This window comes from Enterobacter sp. SA187 (assembly GCF_001888805.2).
In the GTDB taxonomy this organism is placed as follows: domain Bacteria; phylum Pseudomonadota; class Gammaproteobacteria; order Enterobacterales; family Enterobacteriaceae; genus Enterobacter_D.
In genome coordinates this window covers 3,017,777-3,041,953 of record NZ_CP019113.1, presented here as the reverse complement: position 1 = coordinate 3,041,953, position 24,177 = coordinate 3,017,777, and the positions used below count along the sequence as shown (strand labels likewise).

The 24,177-nt window shown below is 54.9% G+C and carries 26 protein-coding genes; 11 read left to right on the top strand and 15 right to left on the bottom strand.

The annotated features are described in order from the left end of the window. Positions 1–173: 173 nt before the first annotated feature. Positions 174–389 carry a fumarate hydratase FumD gene (fumD, locus tag BMF08_RS14535; protein ID WP_072568265.1) on the bottom strand — a complete coding sequence of 72 codons (216 nt, stop codon included), beginning with the start codon at positions 387–389 and terminating at the stop codon, positions 174–176. A 303-nt stretch (positions 390–692) separates the two neighbouring features. Between fumD and BMF08_RS14530 the strand changes: the two genes are divergently transcribed. Beyond that, on the top strand, positions 693–2,144 hold the full coding sequence (locus tag BMF08_RS14530) for a flagellin N-terminal helical domain-containing protein (protein WP_072568264.1): 1,452 nt from the start codon (positions 693–695) through the stop codon (positions 2,142–2,144). 71 nt (positions 2,145–2,215) lie between these two features. Here BMF08_RS14530 and BMF08_RS14525 read toward each other — a convergent pair whose 3' ends face one another. Next, positions 2,216–2,449 carry a hypothetical protein gene (locus BMF08_RS14525; RefSeq protein ID WP_072568263.1) on the bottom strand — a complete coding sequence of 78 codons (234 nt, stop codon included), beginning with the start codon at positions 2,447–2,449 and terminating at the stop codon, positions 2,216–2,218. Positions 2,450–2,722: 273 nt separating this feature from the next. Next, positions 2,723–3,481, bottom strand: a complete 759-nt coding sequence (locus tag BMF08_RS14520; RefSeq protein ID WP_072568262.1) for a DUF481 domain-containing protein — start codon at positions 3,479–3,481, stop codon at positions 2,723–2,725. 292 nt (positions 3,482–3,773) lie between these two features. On the opposite strand from BMF08_RS14520, the gene pfkB reads away from it, so the two are divergent. The 3 genes from pfkB to BMF08_RS14505 all read left to right on the top strand — a co-directional run bounded on the left by pfkB (position 3,774) and on the right by BMF08_RS14505 (position 6,081). Beyond that, positions 3,774–4,706, top strand: a complete 933-nt coding sequence (pfkB, locus tag BMF08_RS14515; RefSeq protein WP_072568261.1) for a 6-phosphofructokinase II — start codon at positions 3,774–3,776, stop codon at positions 4,704–4,706. A gap of 109 nt (positions 4,707–4,815) precedes the next feature. Beyond that, entirely contained in the window at positions 4,816–5,115 is a 300-nt protein-coding gene (gene ghoS / locus BMF08_RS14510; protein ID WP_072568260.1) for a type V toxin-antitoxin system endoribonuclease antitoxin GhoS, read from the top strand. A gap of 105 nt (positions 5,116–5,220) precedes the next feature. Further along, entirely contained in the window at positions 5,221–6,081 is an 861-nt protein-coding gene (locus BMF08_RS14505) for a fructosamine kinase family protein (protein ID WP_072568259.1), read from the top strand. Between the two features lie 106 nt (positions 6,082–6,187). On the opposite strand, the gene BMF08_RS14500 is transcribed toward BMF08_RS14505, so the two are convergent. Beyond that, the gene (locus BMF08_RS14500; RefSeq protein ID WP_072568258.1) at positions 6,188–6,724 is read right to left on the bottom strand and encodes a YniB family protein; all 537 of its coding nucleotides are present in this window, start codon (positions 6,722–6,724) and stop codon (positions 6,188–6,190) included. A gap of 137 nt (positions 6,725–6,861) precedes the next feature. On the opposite strand from BMF08_RS14500, the gene hxpB reads away from it, so the two are divergent. The 4 genes from hxpB to BMF08_RS14480 all read left to right on the top strand — a co-directional run bounded on the left by hxpB (position 6,862) and on the right by BMF08_RS14480 (position 10,651). Next, positions 6,862–7,530 (top strand): hexitol phosphatase HxpB, encoded by a 669-nt coding sequence (hxpB, locus tag BMF08_RS14495; protein WP_072568257.1) that lies wholly within the window; start codon positions 6,862–6,864, stop codon positions 7,528–7,530. A 150-nt stretch (positions 7,531–7,680) separates the two neighbouring features. Next, positions 7,681–8,442 (top strand): 2-dehydro-3-deoxy-D-gluconate 5-dehydrogenase KduD, encoded by a 762-nt coding sequence (gene kduD / locus BMF08_RS14490; RefSeq protein WP_072568256.1) that lies wholly within the window; start codon positions 7,681–7,683, stop codon positions 8,440–8,442. 94 nt (positions 8,443–8,536) lie between these two features. Further along, positions 8,537–9,127 (top strand): metal-dependent hydrolase, encoded by a 591-nt coding sequence (locus BMF08_RS14485; RefSeq protein ID WP_072568255.1) that lies wholly within the window; start codon positions 8,537–8,539, stop codon positions 9,125–9,127. A gap of 132 nt (positions 9,128–9,259) precedes the next feature. Next, on the top strand, positions 9,260–10,651 hold the full coding sequence (locus BMF08_RS14480; RefSeq protein WP_072568254.1) for an L-cystine transporter: 1,392 nt from the start codon (positions 9,260–9,262) through the stop codon (positions 10,649–10,651). Positions 10,652–10,705: 54 nt separating this feature from the next. Here the strand turns inward: BMF08_RS14480 and cedA are convergent, their stop codons facing one another. Next, the gene (cedA, locus tag BMF08_RS14475; RefSeq protein WP_072568253.1) at positions 10,706–10,948 is read right to left on the bottom strand and encodes a cell division activator CedA; all 243 of its coding nucleotides are present in this window, start codon (positions 10,946–10,948) and stop codon (positions 10,706–10,708) included. 228 nt (positions 10,949–11,176) lie between these two features. On the opposite strand from cedA, the gene katE reads away from it, so the two are divergent. Next, positions 11,177–13,435 carry a catalase HPII gene (katE, locus tag BMF08_RS14470; protein ID WP_072568252.1) on the top strand — a complete coding sequence of 753 codons (2,259 nt, stop codon included), beginning with the start codon at positions 11,177–11,179 and terminating at the stop codon, positions 13,433–13,435. Positions 13,436–13,577: 142 nt separating this feature from the next. On the opposite strand, the gene chbG is transcribed toward katE, so the two are convergent. The 7 genes from chbG to osmE form a co-directional block, all read right to left on the bottom strand. Then, the gene (gene chbG / locus BMF08_RS14465; protein WP_072568251.1) at positions 13,578–14,339 is read right to left on the bottom strand and encodes a chitin disaccharide deacetylase; all 762 of its coding nucleotides are present in this window, start codon (positions 14,337–14,339) and stop codon (positions 13,578–13,580) included. 11 nt (positions 14,340–14,350) lie between these two features. After that, positions 14,351–15,697 (bottom strand): 6-phospho-beta-glucosidase, encoded by a 1,347-nt coding sequence (locus BMF08_RS14460; RefSeq protein ID WP_072568250.1) that lies wholly within the window; start codon positions 15,695–15,697, stop codon positions 14,351–14,353. Between the two features lie 45 nt (positions 15,698–15,742). Next, complete coding sequence (chbR, locus tag BMF08_RS14455; RefSeq protein WP_099458763.1) at positions 15,743–16,582, bottom strand: transcriptional regulator ChbR; 840 nt, start codon at positions 16,580–16,582, stop codon at positions 15,743–15,745. Between the two features lie 15 nt (positions 16,583–16,597). Next, entirely contained in the window at positions 16,598–16,945 is a 348-nt protein-coding gene (gene chbA, locus BMF08_RS14450; RefSeq protein WP_072568249.1) for a PTS N,N'-diacetylchitobiose transporter subunit IIA, read from the bottom strand. 55 nt (positions 16,946–17,000) lie between these two features. Next, on the bottom strand, positions 17,001–18,359 hold the full coding sequence (chbC, locus tag BMF08_RS14445; protein WP_072568248.1) for a PTS N,N'-diacetylchitobiose transporter subunit IIC: 1,359 nt from the start codon (positions 18,357–18,359) through the stop codon (positions 17,001–17,003). 80 nt (positions 18,360–18,439) lie between these two features. After that, positions 18,440–18,757, bottom strand: coding sequence for a PTS sugar transporter subunit IIB (locus tag BMF08_RS14440; RefSeq protein WP_072568247.1), 318 nt, complete (start codon positions 18,755–18,757; stop codon positions 18,440–18,442). A 289-nt stretch (positions 18,758–19,046) separates the two neighbouring features. Next, positions 19,047–19,388: an osmotically-inducible lipoprotein OsmE gene (gene osmE / locus BMF08_RS14435; RefSeq protein WP_072568246.1), complete on the bottom strand. Its 342-nt coding sequence runs from the start codon at positions 19,386–19,388 to the stop codon at positions 19,047–19,049. 256 nt (positions 19,389–19,644) lie between these two features. Here osmE and nadE point away from each other — a divergent pair, with 256 nt between their 5' ends. After that, positions 19,645–20,472: an ammonia-dependent NAD(+) synthetase gene (gene nadE, locus BMF08_RS14430; RefSeq protein ID WP_072568245.1), complete on the top strand. Its 828-nt coding sequence runs from the start codon at positions 19,645–19,647 to the stop codon at positions 20,470–20,472. Between the two features lie 152 nt (positions 20,473–20,624). Continuing rightward, a complete protein-coding gene (cho, locus tag BMF08_RS14425; protein ID WP_072568244.1) occupies positions 20,625–21,500 on the top strand; it encodes an excinuclease Cho in 876 nt (291 codons plus the stop codon). 28 nt (positions 21,501–21,528) lie between these two features. Here cho and ves read toward each other — a convergent pair whose 3' ends face one another. The 3 genes from ves to astE form a co-directional block, all read right to left on the bottom strand. After that, positions 21,529–22,086 (bottom strand): environmental stress-induced protein Ves, encoded by a 558-nt coding sequence (ves, locus tag BMF08_RS14420; protein ID WP_072568243.1) that lies wholly within the window; start codon positions 22,084–22,086, stop codon positions 21,529–21,531. A 305-nt stretch (positions 22,087–22,391) separates the two neighbouring features. Further along, the gene (gene spy, locus BMF08_RS14415; protein ID WP_072568242.1) at positions 22,392–22,874 is read right to left on the bottom strand and encodes an ATP-independent periplasmic protein-refolding chaperone Spy; all 483 of its coding nucleotides are present in this window, start codon (positions 22,872–22,874) and stop codon (positions 22,392–22,394) included. Between the two features lie 333 nt (positions 22,875–23,207). Then, positions 23,208–24,176 (bottom strand): succinylglutamate desuccinylase, encoded by a 969-nt coding sequence (astE, locus tag BMF08_RS14410; protein WP_072568241.1) that lies wholly within the window; start codon positions 24,174–24,176, stop codon positions 23,208–23,210. Between the last annotated feature and the right edge of the window lies 1 nt (position 24,177).

Sequence of the window (24,177 nt, the reverse complement as noted above, 5' to 3'; positions counted from 1 at the left end):
ACATACAAAACTATTTTCTAATAATTATCAGCAGTTTAGATAAGGCTTTCCGCTTCACTCTGCGGAATCTGTGCAGGGTTTAACAACCGCACCCTTACCCTCTGCGGATAAGCTCACCCCTGATACTACACGTCTATGCCGTTGGTTTAAAGACTCATCAGGGGAAATACGGGTCAGGCCGTGTTCGATAACGCTTTAATAACCGCCTCCATGGCGACTTTAGTTAATTCAGACCGGACGATACGCTGGTTAGCAAGCGAGGTACGTAATACGCCAGCAATAACGATATGCTTCGGCTCCTGGCCCAGATCGCGCATCTCCAGCACCACTTTACCCACTACGCGGCACATCTCCTGGTATAACTCGTCGTCTTTCGCCTGATTTCCCACATTTACCCCTTTAATTAATCGTGCTGGTCGGCTGTAGCTCAACGAAAAATAGCGATGGCGTCAAGCAAAGCCTTTATATTGCGTGAAGCTACGGGCGACTCATTCACAGCGCTTATGTAAATTCCGGCTTTACATAAAATTCGCTGGCTTCGGCTAAGTGTCTGGTATGTCGAAATTTTAGACTTATTCTTGCCCGGATACCTGTGAAGAACGCCAGCAATACTGAAGATTTGCATTAAAGTCATGGCGTATTTTGCCGATGACCAGGTTATCCGGGGCCAAGAGAATCGTTAAGAAACGCACATGCAAGCTATTAATCATAATGCGATCGCCGGGCTGAATCTGGTTGCGAGGCAAAGCACCACATCGCTCCTTTCGCAAACCATTGCCAGGCTGTCGTCAGGATTACGCATCAATTCAGCCATGGATGACGCGGCCGGGCTTGCTATTACCAACAGAATGCGCTCGAACATTAATGCCGACACGGTGATTTCCCGTGGGCTGGATGACGCGACCAGTCTTGCACAAACCGCAGACGGAAGCCTCGGGTCGGTGGCAAATCTTTTGATCCGCGCTAAAAGTCTTGCCATTCAGTCCGTTAATGACACACTGTCTGAAAGCGACCGGAGCAGCATCCAGAATGAATATGAAAGTATTCTGGCCGGGATCAACGATCTTTCCGAACAAACGGAAATTTTTGGTAAATACCCGCTGGCTACGGCGAACCCGGAACTGCCCCCTGCCCTGATTGGCGACGTGGCGCCGATCAGCAGTAAATTTCCCGTTGCCGGTAGCAATTATACCTTTAGCTCAGGGGTGGTACCGCTGGCTTATTTACCCGCGGGTTCGACCAATATCAATCTGACCATCGACTCCCTCGGTCTGGACGATGACATTCAGCTGTTTACCCGTGATGGCAAGCATCTGGCGGGCACGCCCTTTACCGGGCCGGATCCGGATTATACCTGGGTCAGCCGCGGCATCACCGATGCGGCGAAAGCCGACAGTAAATTGCTGACCGCGGCCAACGGTTTTCAGAGCGGCGCAACGTATGACGACAGCCAGCTTATCGAAGGCGGCGCGGCCTGGAACCTCAACGGCAGCGCGACGCTGAATTATAACGGCATGACCATCACCTACAGTGGCGATGGCGATCGTTATGAAGACCGGGGCATGGGCGCGTACAACGACGGCTCGAATGGCACCAACCGCCTTGAGCGCCTGACCATCGATAACGTCAGTGAAGACCTGATCGTGGTGATCGTTGGCAGCGGTTCCTTTACCAGCAACCTGACCTGGGGAAATCTGCCTGCGCCGACCATCACCCCTGCCACACCGCCGAAAAAGAGTGGTCCGATGGAGGTGATCACCAGCGCCAATTTTGGCGATGATATTCAGGCAATGACCATGACCGCCACGCCAGCCGACACCAAAACGCTGGGCATTCGCGACACCAGCCTGAGTTCGGCGCAGTCAGCCAGTAGCGCCATGGGCGCGCTTGATAACGCGCTGGCAAAGGTAAGCGGCTATCGCGCGCAGTACGGGGCCTGGATGAACCGCTTTGATTCAGCCAAATCGGTATTGTCACAACAGACGCTCTCCACCCAAACGGCTCAGAGTCGTATTATGGATGCAGACTACGCGCTGGAAACCAGTAAGCAAATTAAAGCGCAGATTTTGCAGGAGAGTCAGAACGCGGTGTTGAAGATTGCGAATCAGCTGCCGGAGAATTTGCTGACCTTATTACGTACATAAAAAAACCGGTACGTCGTAATCCGGTTTTTTAATCGTAATAAGCGAAGTTAATAACGAAAGCGGGAAGCGGATTAATACCACTCTCCGGCCACCAGCGTTTTAACATTAAAAGCATCATCGGCGGAACGGCCGGTAGACGGTGCGCCTGGCTGAATGTTAGAACCGGCTTCGATATCTTTCGCCTGGAAAGTAGTCGAGGGTTTGGTGGTGTCACTGGCAGGTGTATACGCGCTGTCAGCAGCGAAAACGCCAAAGGACAGGGCTGAAAGCACCGCTGCTGCTGCGATAGTTTTAAATGTTTTCATAATGATTCTTCTCTTTTTAACTTAATACCGTACGTCTGGTTGGGCATTATTGACCCATGACAGTAAGTTTAGAGCTGGATCACACTTTTGAACAGTCGAATAATTTATCAAATCTTGTCAAATAAATTGAATGTGTGTCCGAAGAGATAAATGAGGAGAAATTATGGAGAAACATAATTTTTAATAAGCTAAAACCGCATATTGATATTTTAAGCGCGTCATTAATTAATCTGAAATATATAAAGCGGGCCGAAAATTTCGGCCCAAAATCAATTACATCTTATAACCTAACGACACGACCGTACGACGATCGGTGTGCTCCGGCGCGGAGGCCGGTGGCTCAGAGTTCCAGGTAACGTTATATGCCACCTTCAGGCCAAAGTGTTCGTTAATAGCCACATTCAGCGCGGTTTCAGAGTTCAGCGTCGTATCATCAGCGCCAAATACCGAAACACCCTGCGTGAACTTAGTGTTATCTGTCATCTGCCAGGCATAAGTTCCTGAGGCATAACCCAGCGGCTGTGTTTTGTTGTCGCCGTCGGTGTACTCGTCATAACGTACGCCCGGACCGAATTCAAAACGCAGGCTGTGCACCGGACCATTCAGGAACTGGCGACCATAACCAGCGGTGAGGATATCACGCTGACGATAACCGTTGTAACGGTCGGTCAACCAGCTGGCCTGGCCAAACAGGTAATCCGCATCGGTCACGTTGAAGCGCGAGCGTCCGCCCACCGCATATTTCTCAGACGAGCGCTCGTCATTCGAAGAGGTGTTGCTGGCGTTGCCCCACAGGGACCAGGCGGTGGTATTGCCGTACCAGGTCAGGGTGGAGTCAGCGGTCAGCGAGGAACTCTTGGTGTTACCTGACTGGGCCAGGTAGCCTGCGTTCAGATTACCTTCAAAGGGTTTCTGTGCAGTGGAGGGGTCATCCATGACAGTAAAAACGGTATCATCTGCGGCAGCATTCAGTGACGCAAGCACGCCTCCCGCAAGCATAACAACTGCGGGTACTGTCTTTAAAAGCTTCATTTATAAAGAGTCCGTACAACAAAAAAAGAGACCATCACGGTCCCGGAAACTTACATCAGGATCAACGCGTAACCGTCCTGAGAAAGGTAACAAATTATAAAAAGGCTCAATTAACATAGCAATGAATTCTTATTTCATTTTTTGAATAAGAGAGCTCTCAAACCGGCATTAAGTGTATATCAACCTGACGCAAATTAAATTCAACTTCACAAGATAAATCATACGTTTATTTACGTTGCTATCTGCCGGAACGGTGCCAGGCTTAAAAGATTCACGCTAAAAGGAGGTAAAGATGACCCGCATCTATACATTAACGCTTGCCCCGTCGCTGGACAGCGCGACCTTAACGCCGCAAATTTATCCCGAAGGTAAACTCCGTTGTACTGCACCGGTATTTGAGCCGGGCGGCGGCGGAATTAACGTTGCCCGCGCCATTACCCATCTGGGCGGCAAAGCCACGGCCATTTTCCCGGCCGGCGGCGCGACCGGCGAACATCTTACCGCTCTGCTGGCAGATGAAAACGTCCCGACACAGAGCGTTGAAACCCAGGACTGGACCCGTCAGAACCTGCATGTGCATGTTGAGGCCAGTGGCGAGCAGTACCGATTTGTGATGCCGGGCGCTGCGCTCAGCGCCGATGAATTCCGCAAACTGGAAGAAAAAGTGCTGGCTATTGAGAGCGGCGCGCTGCTGGTTTTAAGCGGCAGCCTGCCCCCCGGCGTGCAACTGGAGGCCTGGGTGCAGTTGATTAAAGCCGCCCAGCAGCAGGGTATCCGCTGCATTATCGACAGCTCCGGCGATGCCCTGACCGCCGCGCTGGAGATTGGCAACATTGAACTGGTGAAGCCTAACCAGAAAGAGCTGAGCGCGCTGGTAAATCGCCCGCTCACCCAGCCGGATGACGTGCGCAAAGCGGCGCAGGAGCTGGTGAACAGCGGCAAAGTCCGTCGCGTGGTGGTTTCGCTGGGGCCTCAGGGCGCGCTGGGCGTTGATGGCAGCGAGTGCGTGCATGTGGTGCCGCCGCCGATGAAAAGCCAAAGCACCGTGGGCGCCGGTGACAGCATGGTCGGCGCCATGACCCTGAAGCTGGCGGAAGGCGCTTCTTTAACGGAAATGGTGCGTTTTGGCGTGGCGGCAGGCAGCGCGGCGACCATTAATCAGGGTACGCGTCTGTGCGGCCATGAGGACACGCAAAAAATCTACGATTATCTGGTTCGTCATTAATACCCCTTTCCCCTGCCGCCTGGCGGGGGAAATCATCCATTCCTGTGGTCGCCAAATTCCTCACGTCGACTATGCTAAAAAAACTTTCAGGATAACAACGAGGTGAACGATGAGCAGTGGTGACATTACGCGCTATGTGGTTACGATCAAATTTCACGAAGACAATCTGAGTGAAATTAACGAACTGAACAACCATTTCACGCGCGCCGGATTTTTACTGACGCTGACCGACGATGATGGCAAGGTACATGAACTCGGCACCAACACTTTTGGTCTGATCACCGCCATGAGTGAAGAGGAAGTCAAAGCGCAGTCCGCTGCTCTGGCGGAAAGCGCGCTGGATAAACAGCCGGAAATTACCGTTTCCCGCTGGGAAACGTGGCAAACAGAGCAGCAAAAAGCACAATAAGTGCCATTGCACACAGCAGGCGGCTCAGGTGTGCGTTAGTTCTTATTTTGTTCCGCATCAGTGCGCTAACCTTATGATCTGACAGATAACATGGGGAGAGACATCATGTGGCAAGCGATAAGTCGTCTGTTGAGTGAATCCTTTGGCGAGGGTGAAATCGAATTCCGGCACGAACTGCCGGGCGGTGAGATCCACGCCGCCTGGCATATGCGCTACGCAGGACGCGATTTTTTTGTTAAATGCGACAGCCGCGAACTGTTACCCATCTTTACGGCAGAAGCCGATCAGCTTGAACTGCTCTCCCGCAGCCAGACCGTCAGCGTTCCCCCTGTCCGGGCCGTTGGCGCGGATCGCGATTACTGTTTTCTGGTGATGGATTATCTCCCCGCCCGCCCGCTGGATGCGCATAACGCGTTTTTGCTGGGACAACAGCTTGCCCGTCTGCATCAGTGGAGCGATCAGCCGCAGTTCGGTCTGGACTTTGATAATGACCTTTCCACCACGCCGCAGCCCAACGCCTGGCAGCGACGCTGGTCAACGTTTTTTGCCGAACAGCGTATCGGCTGGCAGCTGGAGCTGGCCGCGGAAAAAGGGCTGGAGTTCGGCAATATCGACGCCATCGTTGAGCATGTAAAACAGCGTCTGGCGTCGCACCAGCCGCAGGCCGCGCTGCTGCATGGCGATCTGTGGTCCGGCAACTGCGCGCTTGGTCCGGACGGCCCCTTTATTTACGATCCCGCCTGTTACTGGGGCGATCGTGAGTGCGATCTGGCGATGCTGCCCCTGCATCCGGATCAACCGCCGCAGATCTACGACGGTTATCAGTCCGTATCGCCCCTGCCCGCCGGATTCCTCGACCGCCAGCCGCTCTATCAGCTCTATACGCTGTTTAACCGCGCGATATTATTTGGCGGACCGCATCTGGCGACGGCGCAGAAAGCGCTGGATCGTGTCCTTGCGGCGTAAAAGTGAGTGCCATCGCCGGGTGGCGCTGCGCTTACCCGGCCTATATGACGGCGTAGTTTACGTAGGCCGGGTAAGCGATAGCGCCACCCGGCAATACCCGCAAGCGTCAAAGAAAACCCAGCAGCGAAAAGAACAGATAGCCGAGCACGATAATAATTACCGGCAAAATATAGAGGGTGAAAATCTGGCGGAATATTGAATGATTCGGCACCACGATCCGCGCTTCGATCTGCTCGCGGTACAGACCGTCTGCGCCTTTGGCGTTTTCCAGAATCGTCATATCTTCTACGTTCTCACGCAGAAAACGTGCCTGACGGCTCATGCGCGCGCCTGAGGCCTGTAACGCCAGGCCGATAAAAATCAGCGCATAAATGATCCAGAAGCCAATATTCAGCTGCTGGTGAAAATCCGGCAGCGGCGAGTTGTACCAGAAGAAATTCAGGAACGGCGTGTTAAAACGCATCATCTCGATCATCACATGGGCGAAATCCTGCATCACCGCGCTGATGCCGGGCTGCTTTTCGCTGTGCTCGTACATAAACTTCAGTACGGAGATCAGAGTAGAAATAAAGGCCGGGATGAAAATTACCCATCCCATCACGCGTTTGAGCACGGCAATGCGTCCAGCTTGTTGATACGTCATGTATTCCCCTTGTTAAAGACGTTCCATTTGCGCCTAAGTTTACCCGCTCATATTCATTTTCGCCTGTTCTTTAGAGGCGTTATCATAGGGAGTAGGCCATAATGGCCTGATACCCGCCCCAATAAGGAGAGGTTTTAATGTCTACGCCGCGTCAAATTCTTGCTGCTATTTTCGATATGGACGGATTACTCATCGACTCAGAACCCCTGTGGGATCGTGCTGAACTGGAGGTCATGGCAAGCCTGGGCGTGGATATCACCCGCCGTAATGAACTGCCCGATACGCTCGGTCTGCGCATCGATATGGTGGTGGATCTGTGGTATGCCCAGCAGCCGTGGAACGGCCCGGATCGCGGGGAAGTGACTGAACGGATCATCGCCCGCTCGCTGTCGCTGGTGGAAGAAAAGCGTCCGCTGCTGCCAGGCGTGCGTGAAGCACTGACGCTGTGTAAGGCGCAGGGGTTGAAAATAGGCCTGGCTTCGGCTTCACCGCTGCACATGCTGGAAAAAGTGCTCGCCATGTTTGAGCTGACTGATTACTTCGATGCCCTCGCCTCCGCCGGGACGCTGCCGTACAGTAAACCGCACCCGCAGGTTTATCTTGATTGCGCCGCGAAGCTGGGGGTGGATCCCCTGACCTGTGTGGCGCTGGAAGATTCGGTTAACGGTATGATCGCCTCGAAAGCCGCGCGTATGCGTTCTGTCGTGGTGCCGGAAGAAGCCAACCAGAACGATCCCCGTTACGCCCTTGCCGATGTGAAGCTTCACTCCCTGGCGGAACTGACCGTTTCGCATCTGCGCGGATAAGCTTTTTGCGGGTAACAGGCCCCCTTTTGTTACCCGCGTCAATTAAACTGAAACATCATTTCACTTTAATTTGTTTTTCAAATCCCTTCCTTCTATGCTCAACACCATCAGGCGCGCCTGCCTGCACACATCAGAGCAATCGGGGTGAGTATGATACTGGATGCCTTCAATTTAAGCGGTAAAGTTGCCATCGTCACCGGCTGTGACACGGGGCTGGGACAAGGGATGAGCCTGGGGCTGGCGGAAGCGGGCTGTGACATTGTCGGCATTAACCGCAAATATCCGCATGAAACAGAACAGAAAGTGACCGCGCTGGGACGTCGTTTTACGGCGATCCAGGCCGATCTGAGCCAGCAGGCGTCTTATGATGCGCTGGTGCAGGAAGTGGTAAGCCGGATGGGGCGCCTCGATATTCTGGTCAATAATGCCGGCACGATCCGCCGGGCGGATGCGCTGAACTTCAGCGAGCAGGACTGGGATGACGTCATTAACCTTAACCTGAAAGCCACCTTTTTTCTCTGTCAGGCGGTGGCGCGACAATTTATTGCCCAGGGCGGCGGCGGAAAAATCATTAACATCGCCTCGATGCTCTCTTTCCAGGGCGGTATCCGCGTGCCCTCTTATACCGCCTCGAAAAGCGGCGTGCTCGGCCTGACGCGCCTGCTGGCGAACGAATGGGCGACGCACAACATTAACGTTAATGCCATTGCGCCAGGCTACATGGCGACCAACAATACGCAGCAATTACGGGACGATGCCCGGCGCAGCGAAGAGATCATCAACCGTATTCCTGCCGCGCGCTGGGGCACGCCTGAAGATCTGAAAGGCCCGGCGGTATTTCTGGCATCACGCGCCTCGGATTACATTAATGGCTATACGCTGGCAGTGGACGGCGGCTGGCTGGCGCGTTAGTCATCCACTGAGATAAACAGTTACACCGTCACCTCTTCCGCCTACTGTATAAAAACCCTATACTGTATACTTCGACAGTTTAGCGAGTGCAATCATGACGGCGGAAGGTCACCTCCTTTTTTCGATAGCCTGCGCGGTGTTTGCCAAAAACGCCGAGCTGACCCCTGTGCTCGCGCAGGGGGACTGGTGGCATATTGTTCCGTCAGCTATTCTCACCTGTCTGCTGCCGGATATCGATCACCCGAAATCTTTTTTAGGCCAGCGGCTGAAATGGATCTCAAAACCCATAGCCCGCGCCTTCGGTCACCGGGGCTTTACGCACAGTCTGCTGGCGGTATTTATCGCCCTGACGCTATTTATGCTGAAAGTGCCCGACAGCTGGCTGGTGCCCGCCGATGCCTTACAGGGGCTGGTGCTGGGTTATCTGAGCCATATCCTTGCCGATATGCTGACGCCTGCGGGTGTGCCGCTGTTGTGGCCGTGCCGCTGGCGGTTCCGCGTGCCGATCCTGATGCCCCAGAAAGGCAATCAACTTGAGCGCGTGCTCTGTATGGCGCTGTTCACCTGGGCGGTGTTTATGCCGCAGACGATGACCGAAAACAGTGCAGTGCGCTGGTCATCGCAGATGATCAATACCCTGCAAATGCAGTACAACCGCTTTATTCATGAGCAGATTGGTCAATAAACCCACGAATTTATGCGTTTGAATATAACCCATTCCATTTGGATATAAGCGCCACATCACACTTCTGCTACTCTTCCGCCAACAAGACAGGTGTACTGACGCCTGAAATAAAAACACATCAGGAGATTGGGGATGAATTTTCCATTAATCGCGAACATCGTGGTGTTCGTGGCTTTGCTGTTCCTGCTGGCGCAAACCCGCCACAAACAGTGGAGCCTGGCTAAAAAAGTGCTGGTCGGTCTGGTGATCGGCGTGGTCTTTGGTTTTGCCTTACAGGCCATCTATGGCGCTGATAATCCGGTGCTGAAAGATTCTATTCAGTGGTTCAACATCGTCGGTAATGGCTATGTCCAGTTGCTGCAAATGATCGTGATGCCGCTGGTGTTCGCCTCTATCCTGAGCGCCGTGGCGCGTCTGCATAACGCCTCGCAACTGGGTAAAATCAGCTTCCTGACTATCGGCACCCTGCTGTTTACCACGCTGATTTCAGCGCTGGTGGGCGTGCTGGTGACCAACCTGTTTGGTCTGACGGCTGAAGGCCTGGTGCAGGGCACCGCGGAAAGCGCGCGTCTTGCGGCAATTCAGACAAATTATGCCGGAAAAGTGGCGGATCTGACCGTGCCGCAGCTTCTGCTGTCGTTCGTGCCGAAAAACCCGTTTGCCGATCTGACCGGCGCAAGTCCGACCTCCATCATCAGCGTGGTGATCTTCGCGGCCTTCCTCGGTGTGGCGGCGCTGAAGCTGCTGAAAGATGATGCCCCGAAAGGCCAGCGTGTGCTGACCGCCATCGACACGCTGCAAAGCTGGGTGATGAAGCTGGTACGTCTGGTGATGCAGCTGACCCCGTACGGTGTACTGGCGCTGATGACCAAAGTGGTGGCAGGTTCAAACCTGCAGGACATCATCAAACTGGGCAGCTTTGTGGTGGCGTCCTATCTTGGTCTGGCGATCATGTTTGTGGTGCATGGTATTCTGCTGGGTGCGAACGGCATCAGCCCGATGAAATACTTCCGTAAAGTCTGGCCCGTACTGACCTTCGCCTTCACCAGCCGCTCCAGCGCCGCGTCCATTCCGCTGAACGTGGAAGCGCAGACCCGTCGTCTGGGCGTGCCGGAATCTATCGCCAGCTTTGCCGCCTCTTTTGGCGCGACTATCGGTCAGAACGGCTGTGCAGGTTTGTACCCGGCGATGCTGGCGGTGATGGTTGCGCCGACGGTAGGCATTAACCCGCTGGATCCGGTGTGGATCGCCACCCTGGTCGGTATTGTCACCCTCAGCTCTGCGGGCGTGGCCGGTGTGGGTGGTGGCGCGACTTTCGCCGCGCTGATCGTGCTGCCGGCCATGGGCCTGCCAGTCACGCTGGTGGCGCTGCTGATCTCCGTCGAGCCACTGATCGATATGGGTCGTACGGCACTGAACGTCAGCGGTTCAATGACCGCCGGTACGCTCACCAGCCAGTGGCTGAAGCAGACCGACAAAACCATTCTGAACAGCGAAGAAAACGCCGAACTGGCGCATCGTTAAGCTTTAACCGCCCGGCGACGCAGTCTGCCGGGCGGTATTTTCCCGCCCGACGTATCAATCCTGATCCACTTCCCCTTCCTGCCGCATCTGTTCGGCCCAGCGCTGGGCGGCTTCCGGCCCGCTGAAGACCGGCGAACGACGAAAACGCTCGGCGATTAAAACGAAGGCGACATATTTCCCGCGTAACAGCCACACATCGCGAAAACCTTCGACCTTAGAGGCATGGTCAGGCGGGGCAGGCTCGACACGTGGCACATAGCTGATAATCCGACGGTTTTGTTGACGCAATGATTTCATAAGCCAGGATTCACTAAAAACATATTCCACAAACAGGCAACTCCCATCATAGCTGAAACTCCCCCTCCTCGTCGCGCCCTGCCTGTTTTTCCCCTGCCCCTGCGGGGTTTTTATCTGCGAAGCACCAGGGTAAAAAATCGTGTGCTGTTCTATAGTTAGAAAGAATTTGACGTAAAAACGGCCAGTTTCAATGCCAACACCCCGCAGCAAAAACAGGAGACCTGTTCCATGTCGCATTCTGATAGTCATCCCAAAAATCATCATGCCCCGGTCCACGATGACCGTGCCGCCCGTCCCGGTCTGGACTCACTCGCCCCGGAAGACAACTCCCATCAGGCCGATCCGTTACCGACTCCGCCCGGGGCGCAGCCTACTGCCCCCGGCAGCCTGAAAGCGCCGGATACCTCCAATGAAAAACTCAAGGCGCTGGAAAGCTTCCGTAAGGGCGGCGAAAATTTTCCGCTGACCACCAATCAGGGTGTGCGCATTGCCAATGACCAGAATTCACTGCGCGCGGGTCAGCGCGGGCCAACGCTGCTGGAAGATTTTATTCTGCGGGAAAAGATCACCCATTTTGACCATGAGCGTATTCCCGAGCGCATCGTGCACGCCCGCGGCTCGGCGGCGCATGGCTATTTCCAGCCCTACCGCTCGTTAAGCGACATTACTAAAGCCAGCTTCCTCGCCGACCCGGATAAAATCACGCCGGTGTTTGTGCGTTTTTCCACGGTACAGGGTGGCGCAGGATCGGCTGACACCGTGCGGGATATTCGCGGTTTCGCCACTAAGTTTTATACCGACGAAGGGATTTTCGATCTGGTGGGCAACAACACGCCGGTGTTCTTTATTCAGGATGCGCATAAATTCCCGGACTTTGTGCATGCGGTAAAACCGGAGCCGCACTGGGCGATCCCGCAGGGGCAAAGCGCCCATGATACCTTCTGGGATTATGTCTCGCTGCAACCGGAAACCCTGCATAACGTGATGTGGGCGATGTCCGATCGCGGTATTCCGCGTAGCTATCGCACCATGGAAGGCTTCGGCATTCATACCTTCCGCCTGATTAACGCCGACGGCAAAGCCACCTTTGTCCGTTTCCACTGGAAACCGCTGGCAGGTAAAGCGTCTATGGTATGGGACGAAGCGCAAAAGCTGACCGGCCGCGATCCGGATTTCCATCGCCGTGAGCTGTGGGAAGCCATTGAAGCCGGAGATTTCCCTGAATACGAGCTGGGGCTACAGCTGATTGCCGAAGAGGACGAGTTCAAATTTGATTTCGACCTGCTCGATCCCACCAAACTGATCCCCGAAGAGCTGGTGCCGGTGCAGCGCGTCGGCAAAATGGTGCTTAACCGTAACCCGGACAATTTCTTCAGCGAAAACGAACAGGTAGCTTTCCATCCGGGGCACATCGTGCCGGGGCTGGATTTCACCAACGATCCGCTGTTGCAGGGACGGCTGTTCTCCTATACCGACACGCAGATTAGCCGTCTCGGTGGACCAAACTTCCACGAAATCCCCATCAACCGCCCCACCTGCCCGTATCATAATTTCCAGCGCGACGGCATGCACCGCATGGATATCGACACTAATCCGGCAAACTATGAGCCTAACTCGATTAACGATAACTGGCCGCGGGAAACGCCGCCTGCACCGCAGCGCGGGGGATTTGAGTCATATCAGGAGCGTATCGAAGGTCATAAGATCCGCGAGCGCAGCCCTTCGTTTGGCGAGTATTATGCCCACCCGCGGCTGTTCTGGCAGAGCCAGACGCCTCATGAGCAGCAGCATATTATCGAGGCTTTCAGCTTCGAGCTGGGCAAAGTGGCGCGGGCCTATATCCGCGAGCGGGTGGTGGATCAGCTGGCGCATATCGACATTACCCTGGCGCAGGCGGTGGCGCACAACCTGGGGATCACCCTGACCGACGATCAGCGCAACATCGCGCCGCCGCAGGATGTCAGCGGCCTGAAAAAGGATCCATCGCTGAGTCTGTATGCCATTCCTGACGGCACGCTGAAGGGCCGCGTGGTGGCGGTACTGCTGAATGACACCGTCTCCGCCAGCCAGTTGTATACCCTGTTGCAGGGCTTACAGGCAAAAGGCGTGCACGCTAAACTGCTTTATTCGCGTATGGGCGAAGTGACGGCGGATGATGGCTCGCAGGTGCCGATCGCCGCGACCTTTGCGGGTTCACCGTCGCTGACCGTCGATGGCGTGCTGGTGCCAGGCGGGAATCCTGCCAGCCTGCTGGACAATGGCGACGCTAACTATTATCTGCTGGAAGCCTATAAGCACCTGAAGCCGATCGCGCTGGCCGGCGATGCGCGCGCCTTTAAAGCGGTGCTGAGGGTGGATGCGCAGGGCGAAGAAGGCATCACCGAAGGTGACAGTGTCACGCAGGAGTGGATGGATGATTTCCTGATGCAGCTGGCGGGACACCGCGTCTGGTCGCGGGCGGGCAAAATCAGCAAGATCCCGGCGTAGCGGAAAGAATGTGCCGGGTGGCGCTGACGCTTACCCGGCCTACAGTTCTGGGATACAAAAATGCCGGGTGGCGCTGGCGCTTACCCGGCCTACTTACTGTACCGTAGGCCCGGCAAGCTTTGCGCCGCCGGGCATGAACCTGTTAAGGCAAATCCCGCCAGGATCCCAGCCGATACCCCCTCTCCGCTATCGCATATTTCAGCGATGGCGAGGTCAGCACCTCCAGCTCTTTCAGACGTGGCCAGCAATAGCTGCTGGCGCGCAGCGTGTCGTCGACAAAGGCCGGATGGCTCATTATCTCCAGCGACTGCTCGCCCCGCGCGCCGGAGGCATCCAGCACCTCAAGAAACAGCGCCTCCGATATCGCCTCGCCGTAAAAGCCGCTGGAATAGCCTTCGCTGCTGCACGCCGCGTTCACTGGCAGACCGTGAAGCGCCGCCACCTCGCGGTCAATACGCAGCCCGACGCCTTTATCCGCGGCAAAGGCGGCCACCAGCGGGAAGATCGGCGGCAGCATATGCACATGATGATGGCTGTCGATATGCGTCGGTTTGCGGCCAAAGCAGTCAATAAAGCGCTGATACTGGCACGCCAGCTCACGCTCAATCTCCGCCAGCGGCAGCTCGTCCTGCTCCGCCATCTCCCAGATCCATTTGCCCAGCACGCCGTCCCGCGTCAGCCCCGGCATCGGGCTTAACGATTTGCCGAGGGTCAGCACAAAATGCATGCCGACCGCCAGCTGCGGAAGCGCGCGGCTGAGCGCCGCCGCATGTTCCACCGCCTCTGCATTCATCATCGCCGTGGTCGACGTAACCACGCCGTGCGAGCAGGCCTCCACAATGCCGTAGTTCTGCCCTTTGCACAGACCAAAGTCATCGGCATTGACGATCAGTAACCTTTCCACAGGCTGGCTCCTTAGCGTTTAAAGCCTTCAATGGTTTTTGCAAAGCGCGGCAGCCATTTCTGATGCGCCAGCAGCAGTTCACGCGCGAGGATTTCCGCGTCCTTATCGGAGTGGATCAACGGGCTTAAATTTAACGCCAGCAGCACATCGTTAAACTCACCGCTTAACGCGGCCTGGCTGGCGGCGATTTCAAAGCCTTTGATGGTATGGATCAGCCCCTTCACCTTGTCGTCAAAATGCGTCACGCGCGGGTGCGGCTTCGCGCCATCCCGGCCGAGGATGCAGGTCATCTCCACGGCCCAGTCCGCCGGGATATTATCAATATGCCCGTGGTGCGGCACGTTAACGTAGTGCTCCGCCTGCTTGTCGTTATAAATAGCGTTGATCACCTCGCAGGCCGCGTCGGAATAGTAGGCGCCGCCGCGCTGCTCCAGCTCTTTCGGTTTCACTGCCAGCGCCGGATCCTTGTACAGGTCAAACAGCTGTTTCTCGACTTTCTGCACCACCTGCGCCCGTACGCCGCCTTTGTAGAATTCGCCCATCTCAATGGCCAGCATCTCTTTCTGCTTGAAGTAGTACAGCAGATAAGAGCACGGCAACAGGTTAAGCGAGCGGATCAGTCCTTCGCTGAACGGCAGATCAAAGATGTTTTTCACCGAATTCGCCGTTAATCTGCCGGAGGCCACGCCGTCCAGCAGTTCCGCAAAGCGCGATTCGCCGTTGACCAGCACATCCTTGATAAACACCATGTGGTTGAGGCCGAACAGATCGATACCCAGTTCGTCTTCGTCAGTCAGGCTCAGCACATCGCGGATAAACATCTTCATACCGATGGGAATATTGCACACGCCGATAAAGCGCTTAAAGCCGGTATGACGATAGACCGCTTCCGTCACCATGCCCGCCGGGTTGGTAAAGTTGATCACCCACGCGTCCGGGCAGATCTCTTCCACATCGCGGATGATGTCAAAAATCACCGGAATGGTACGCAGCCCTTTGAACAGACCGCCCGCGCCGTTGGTCTCCTGCCCCAGATAGCCATGGCTTAACGGAATACGTTCATCCAGCTCGCGCGCCTGTAGCTGACCGACGCGCAGCTGGGTGGTGACAAAACTGGCGTCCTGCAATGCCGCACGGCGATCCAGCGTTTTGTGCAGCGTCATCGGCACGCCCGCTTTCTGGATCATGCGCTGGCACAGGTCATAAATAATATTCAGCTTTTCCTGGCCGTCTTCCACGTCCACCAGCCATAATTCGTCTATCGGCAGTTCGTGATAACGTTTAATAAATCCGTCGACCAGTTCAGGGGTGTAGCTGCTTCCGCCACCGATGGTGACGACTTTCAGTTTTTTATTCATAACATCTCTCTTACGCACTGACCGTAAAATAAAGGCGTGCCTTAATCAGTTAATAACGGTGAGGTGTTTCCGGTAACTGCCTGGCGTAAAGGACGTCACTTTCTTGAACGTCTTGATAAATAAACCGGGACTGCTGTAACCGGACTCATAAGCAATATCAGTGACTGAGTAATTGGTGATTTCCAGCTGTTTCTTGGCAAAATTAATGCGGATCTCATTGATGATCTGCATCGGGGTTTTACTGTAATAGCGCTGGGTGGCGCGGGTTAAATACTCCTGCGTCTTACCGGATAATTTCACCATATTTTCCAGCGCGTTTTCGCCAAACTGCATTTTGTCGTGCATCTCTTCCACGGTGGTTTTAAGCCACTGCGGAATGTCGCCCTGCACCACCTCTTCCCGGTGGTGACGAAGCCGGTTGACGATATAAAAAGTCACCACTTCGATAAATTCATTGAACTCGTTATCGCGGAAATTCAGCGAGGCGATCACCGATTCAATCCATGTCAGAAATGCGCTTTTTACGTGATACACCTGCGACGCCACAAAGCAGAACGGCAGCAGATGCAGATAGTGTTGTTCAAAAAACTGTCTGCTGACGCCGACGTTAAGAATGCGCGTGGCGCCAAATTCATAGAAGCTCTGATGATGCGATCCCATCGGGATAAACACAAAATCGCCCCGCTCAAGCAGCACGCGTTTGCCGTTGATCTCCTGATAGTAGCGCCCCGTCAGCACGATGGTGAATTCGTAATAATCGTGCTGGTGCAGCCCGCTTATGCTCTCCACTTTATTGTAGATGAAGACGTGAAAGTTCCGGCCATTGAACAACTGCTGTTCCCGTGCGGTTTTGATTTCCATCGCGTTCACTTGTGGCTGCATCATGCGTTGGCTCCTGTATTAGCGCACTTTTTCGTGCAGCTCAATCAATTCGGCAATCAACTCGCGGGCCAGCATCGAGGTCATCAGATGATCCTGCGCATGCACCAGCACCAGGCTGACCTTCATCCGGCCCTCGCCCTGATCGCCTTCAATGAGCTGCGTCTGCACGCGATGCGCTTCGTTAAGGGCGGTACGGGACTGCGCCATGGTTTCCTTCGCTGCCGCGAAATCGCCCGCTTTCGCCTGCTTCAGGGCAGTATAAGCGAGACTGCGCGCCTGCCCGGAGTTAATGATAAGCCCCATCACCACTTCTTCCAGTTCATCGGTGGCAAGCTCGGTTTCCACAACATCATCCAGATTAAACATCTTATCTTCCTCATGTCAGTCCGGCGCAGGCTAACGGCAGCCTGCGCCGTCAGGCTTAAAATTTCAGGGCGTTGGCAATATCTTCTTCGCTCTCTTCTTCCTCAATGGCCGCCTGCGCTTTATTGGCCACCATTACGAACGGCAGGTAAATCAGCGTTGCGACACCGAGGTTGAACAGCGCCAGCAACAGGGCCGCCACGCTGCCGTTAGTGTTAAAGAAAGCGCCGAGGCCGGTCGGCATTGTCCAGGGTGCGATGTTCGTCACCGGCGGAATAATACCCGTGTAGTAGGCCGCCAGCATGATGCCGGTCAGCACCGGTTGCACCAGCACGAAGGGAATGAACATCACCGGGTTCATGATGATCGGCAGGCCGAACAGGATAGGTTCGTTGATCTGGAAGATGCCGGACGGCAGCGCCAGCTTACCTACCTGACGGTAATCCGCGCGGCGGGAACCGATAAAGATGGCGATGATCAGCCCCAGGGTGGCACCCGAACCGCCCAGCATCACGTAAGAATCGAGCATCGGCTTGGCCCAGACGTGGAAGGTTTTACCCGCCGCCAGCGCCGCGTCAACGGAGCCGTACTGCTGATAAATCGCCATGTTTTCCAGCGCCCAGGGGGTCATGATGCCGCTGTCCAGCGCCGTCAGCGCCAGCGAACCGTGGACGCCGAAGAACCATAACAGCGAGTTGAAAATCACATAGGCCCAACCGACCACGCCGCCCATCGCGGAAAGCGGTTTTGAGACGGAATCGAGAATGACCTGGTGGAAGTTGGTGCCCCAGGCGGTGAGCGCCCAGCCGATAATGCCCATTACCGAGAGGATCAGAAAGCCTGGGATCAGCGCGGAGAATGAGCGGGACACCGACGCCGGGACGCTGTCCGGCAGACGGATCATCCAGTTGCGGCGGATGACAAAGGTAAACATCTCCGCCACCACCAGCCCGATAATAATACCGGAAATGATATTGGCCCCGCCCAGCCAGTTTGCGCCCACGGCATAGGCTTCGCCGACGCTGTAAGGCGTAACCGTCATAAAGGCGGCGACAGCTAATAACCCGGCGGCCAGCGGATCGACTTTTCGCTCCTCGGCCAGCGCCATACCAATAAAAAATGGTGCCATCAGCGACATGATGCCTAAAGTGCCGTTATAAACATTACCGCCGATGGCCTTAAAACCATTCAGCGTTTCAATGGTTGAGGCATCCAGACGAATACCTAAAGAGTAAAAAAACGATCCTTCGCCAAAACTTAAGAATACGTTGTTAATTAATACAAACATCGCCCCTGCAAGGGTTAACGGCATTAAGCGGATAAAGCCGTTTTTAATTGCATTGACGTGGGGTTGTTTTCCTATTCTTACGGCAAAAGGGATCAGCATTTGCTCCAGCGAATCAATTGCTTTGCTCATAGAAAAGTCCTTAAAAGCCGCAATAAACTATTGCGGCGAAAGTAAGTGAAATAACTCTTTGACGGGGAAAAGAAATAAAATTAATTTGCTGCTTTTTTAATGGCGGCGACAGCAGTTTTCAGTACAGCCAGACCATCCACTTTGCCGTAATGGATGGAATCAATCACTTCGACAGGTTTATTGGGTAACAGACGTTGAATTTCAGGCAACATATAGGCGATTTGCGGGCCTAACAGTACGACATCGGCCTCGGGTCCTTTTTCACCGGCCAGGGTTTCAGGAAATGCATCAATGATCACCGGCACCTCATACTTCTCTGCCTGCGCGCGCATTTTGGACACCAGCAGCGAGGTGGACATGCCCGCCGAGCAGAACAGATAGATGTATTTCTTTTCCATCACAACCTTCCTTACGTTTCAACCGCAACAGGTGTGCCTGCATGGGGACCTGTGTGGGTGGCTGGGATAACTCGTGAACCCTTGAGTTACTTTTGTTTCTGGTTGAAGAAAATATACAGCATCCCGCCTGGGGGCGATAATCCGTCGCTAACCCGAATTGTCTCTCATTGACCTGGCAGGATGATAGCCTTCACAATTCGGCAAATAATTCGCGTCAAGAAATAAGATTTTGAGACAAAAAGAAACCGGCGCGGTGGCCGGTTTGTTTATTTGCTCAGGCTTAAAGGGATCAGGACTTCGGTGCCTGCGGATCGGTATCATATTCCGCACAGGTCTGATAACCGGAGTTCATCACGTGGCCGGTTTCGTCCAGGGCAACAAAGTAAGTTTCTGTTTTGCCATTGCGTTGACCCAGAATGTAGGTCTGGCAGGTACCACGAGCGTGGATCATGGTCACTTCGGAAGAAGGCTTACCGGCAACCTGCATTACCTGCGCACGGCTCATGCCTTTTTTAACGTCTTTCACCACCGGCGTGGTCACCTGATCTTTAGTACGATCGTAAGCAGTACAACCTGCCAGCATGGTCATTACGGCCGCGGTACCCAAAATTCCTGCGAGTTTCTTGTTCATATTGATCCTTCCTCTTGTTATCCGCTTGTGTATCAGCGCGTTATCTAAGCCTGGAATATAAAATAACTTTTTTCAACCTCCTGACGACATTGACTTAACTTTAAGAAAAATCTAATAAAACAAAGAGAGACAGACAAAAGGTGGTTATTTGCGCTCCCTGCGCCGTCGCGCCTTGTCGTTTTAGCCACAACGGGTTAATTTGAAAAGATTGCTACTTAACATCTGCCCTCAAGGGCGACAGACGGAGAGTGTTGTCATGACGCTGCAACAAGACATTATTCAGGCGCTGGGCGTTAAGCCGCGCATCGATGCAGAAGAAGAAATTCGCCGTAGCGTGGATTTTTTGAAATCCTATCTTAAAGCGCATCCCTTTCTGAAGTCACTGGTGCTGGGCATCAGCGGCGGTCAGGATTCGACGCTCGCCGGTAAGCTCAGCCAGATGGCTATCAGCGAGCTGCGCCAGGAAACCGGCGACGAAAGCTACGCCTTTATCGCGGTACGCTTGCCCCACGGCGTACAGGCGGATGAAAAGGATTGTCAGGATGCGATCAACTTCATCGGGCCGGATCGCGTGCTGGTGGTGAATATTAAAGCGGCAGTGCTGGCGAGCGAGCAGGCGCTGCGCGACGCGGGCATCGAATTAAGCGATTTCATTCGCGGCAACGAAAAAGCCCGTGAGCGTATGAAAGCGCAGTACAGCATCGCCGGAATGACCAAAGGCGTGGTCGTGGGAACAGACCATGCGGCGGAAGCCGTGACCGGCTTTTACACCAAATATGGCGATGGCGGCACCGATATCAACCCGCTGTTCCGCCTGAACAAACGTCAGGGAAAACAGCTGCTGGCGCAGCTGAACTGCCCGGAGCACCTGTATAAAAAGGCTCCGACCGCCGATCTGGAAGACGATCGCCCTGCCCTGCCGGATGAGGTCGCCCTTGGCGTCACCTATGAGATGATCGACGATTATCTGGAAGGCAAAACCATTGATGAAACCCATGCGCGTACCATCGAAGGCTGGTATCTGAAAACCGAACATAAACGCCGCCTGCCGGTGACGGTTTTTGACGATTTCTGGAAAAAATAGCAACTCCTTGATTTGTAGGCCGGGTAAGCGCAGCGCCACCCGGCAAAAGCTCACAATCAGGGTTTAATCTCACCAGGCGGCTCAAGCCGCCTCTTTTTTCGCCACGATTTGCCTGCTACACTGGATAAGTAAACAGTATCAGGAGTCTATGTGTGGTAAGGCGTCAATCAGCCCCGCGCCTGCATTTTGAAGCGGCGGCCATTTATGAATATCCCGAACATCTGCGCCCGTGGCTGGAGGCATTGCCTAAGCATCCCGGCGTCTATTTCTTTCATGGCGACAGCGACACCATGCCGCTGTATATCGGCAAGAGCATCAATATTCGCAGCCGCGTATTGTCGCATTTGCGCACCCCGGACGAAGCGTCCATGCTGCGCCAGTCGCGGCGTATCACCTGGATCCTTACTGCCGGGGAGATAGGCGCGTTATTGCTGGAGGCCAGGCTGATTAAAGAACAGCAGCCGTTGTTTAATAAACGCCTGCGCCGCAACCGTCAGCTCTGTTCCCTGCGCTTTGACAGCGACAAGCCAGAAGTGATCTACGCCAAAGAGGTGGATTTTTCTTCGCAGCAGGGGCTGTACGGGCTGTTTGCCAATCGACACGCTGCGCTGCAAACCCTGCAATCTATCGCCGATGAGCACAAACTCTGCTACGGCCTGCTCGGGCTGGAATCCCTCAGTCGCGGTCGCGCCTGTTTCCGTTCAGCGCTGAATCGCTGCGCGGGCGCCTGTTGCGGGAAAGAGAGCGTCGAGGCGCACCATCAGCGTCTGCGTGACGCCATGACCCGCATGCAGCTGGTGTGCTGGCCGTGGCGCGGCCCGGTGGCGCTGCGGGAAAGCAGCGGTGAAATGACCCAGTATCATATTATTCACAACTGGTTCTGGTTGGGCTCGGTCAATTCCCTGGACGAGGCGTCGTCACTGCTGAAAACGCCTGCCGGTTTCGATCAGGATGGCTATAAAATTCTCTGCAAGCCGCTGATGGCGGGGATCATGGATATTCACGAGCTGCCCTTTACCGCCCCCTGAACCGGCAGGCGTCTGCCGGTACGCAGGTTTAATGCCCCGGCAGCCAGGTGATTTCGCTGAACAGCAGCTGCCCTTCCGCTTTCAGTAAGCGCAGGGTATGGCTACCTTCCTGCCAGCTGGCCCCCTGATCCGCGGTCAGCAGCTTATCCCCCAGTTGCCACGCGCCGCTGAGTACGAAGACCACCCCGCCGCGCGAGCCGAAGGTGGTGAAGGTGCGATCGGCGATGCGCACTTTCGCCTGGCAGCGATCGCGGCGGGTCATGATATTGAAATCCATCGACATCTGCCCGTCGTTCAGCTGTACCTTGATCGGCTGCTCACCTGAAAAAGAGAAAGGTTGCAGCCGTTTCAGGGTATGGCAAAAGGCATTTCCCCCGTCGAGGGTCACTTCCCCGCCTTCTATCAGCGTGATAACGCGATCCACCCCCTGAAACTGCGGAAACTCGCCGTTAGCGGCAAGAGACGCAATGCTGGCGCGCCAGTGGAAATCCCGCGTGGCTTCCGGAAAACAACAAATCTCCCGTGTTTCGCCCGCCCCGTTGCGCCACAGATTCACCGCCATTTTGCGGATATCAAAATATTCCATCACCACTCCTGAAGGGCGCATCACGCGCGCCTGCGCAGCCGGAAAGCCGCACCACATTGTTATAATCTGTTTACCTTGCCACCAGGTTATCGGCAGCGGACAGGTAATGCCTTAGCAATGACGCTGCATCCTGGAAGAATTTTTTTAACAGCCTGATAAAAAGGTAGTTTCGCGTAATAAGGTATCAGAGCATACCCTGTCGCAGGCGGGGGTCAAAGAGGGAAGAAAAGAAAAAACCGCCGGGCTTGCCCACAGCCTGAAGGCGTTTATGGACAAGTCCGGCGGTCTTAATAAGGGGCGCTGTGTTATTCAGCGGATTCAGGCATTTTACCTTCCGGCGCCGGACGTTCTGTCAGACGCTTCTCAAAATTGGCATTAAACTGCTTTTTCTGTTCCGGGGTTAAGATGTTGTAAATCTTATTCTGGGTTTCCATGTGCGCCAGCATACGGGCTTTGTGCTGCTCTTCCATCTTCGCAATCTGCGCTTCGGCTTTGGCTTTATCGAAGGTATCGCTGGCGATGATGTCGTGCGTGGCGCGGCGTTCTTCCACGGTCGGACGCTTCATCTGGTCGCGCTGACTTTTCATGATGTCACGCACCTGCTGTTTCTGCGCGTCGGTCAGGTTCAGATCTTTAAACATCATGTCATGATGCATACCCGGCTTGCCTTTATGGTGCATCATCGGCTTGCTGTCTGCCGGCGCAGCGGTGGTATCAGCGGCGTGGGCCAGGTTAGCAGCACCCATCGCCAGGGTAGAGGCAACAAACAGAGCGGTCAATTTACGCATAATGTATTCCTTCTTTCAGTTATTCTTGCGGCGTATTGCCGTGTTGACGAGATTCACTTTACGGTCTTTTTCGTCAAATAATCAGAGCAACAGTAAAGCATTGAAAGCGTAAAAAACAAATTATCGCCAATTATGAAGAAAATAAGGATAAAGCGTGGAGAGTTGCAACAGGAATTATACAGGATGATGATTTTAAAGAGATTATGAAGAATGATACCTGAGCGGCGTATAATAATAAAGCAATGATGTCAGATAATTCCGTATCGCCTGACATCATCGGTTTTTATATTTTCCAGAAAAGCGTTAATCGCGATAAAAATAATCGCCAGCGCATCAGGGCAGCCGCTCCAGCATCAGCCCGGCGCGTAGTCCCAGGGCTACCTGTGGATTGGGAAACAGCACGTATTCCGTCGCGGCCTGCGCCAGATAACGCGTTTCGCCGTCTTCCGCCAGCAGCGTTCCGGCGGCAAAAGGCGTGAAGTTAAGCGTCTCGCCGGACATATGCAGCCGGAAAGCAGCGCTGTGGCGGGTGAGTTGCTGAACGACCCGATAGCGCAGCGGCGCGACATCACTGCCCGCGGCCGGTTTATCCGCTGACAACGCTGCGATGGCGTCAAGCGTGACGGCGAACTGCCGCAGATCGTTTTCGCCAAAGGGCAGCGCCTTGCCCAGTTCCAGCGTACAGGCCAGTGCGCCAAAGCGTTCGCAGCTGTAATGGGTAAAGGTGCCGCCCGGCGACTGGTGAAACACCAACGCTTCCAGCCCGGCCTGACCCAGCCAGCGCAGAAAGTCCTCTTCCCAGGGCGTGTCGCGCTGCGGCAGTACGCCAAAGCGCAGATGGTGCGAGCCGCGAATAGCCGTGTGCAGATCCAGATGCCAGCGCAGGTCGCCGGGCTGCGCGGCATAAAAGCGGCTGATTGCCTGCTCCAGCTGTAGCGCCCGTACGGTTTCCACACTGTGGGCAAACTGCTGCCAGCGCCCGCCGAACATGCGATTCAGATCGCTGTGCAGATAGCGTTTTCCGGCCCGCAGCGCGGGCGGGTTGCCGAGGATCACCAGCATCCGCCAGCGCAGCGGCGTGGCGCCCTGTATCAGCCCTGTCAGCAGCTTGTCCAGCATCTCCACCGGCGCGGTTTCGTTGCCGTGAATGCCCGCCGACAGCACCAGCGATTTATCCGTGGGCTGATGCGGGATCAGCTCAAGGATCCCCTCTGCCCGCCAGTGCCAGCGGAGCTGGTCGTTTTGCCCCCACGGGTTTTCGGGCGCACGGCCGCTCAGGGTCAGGGCAAGAAAATTCTCCATC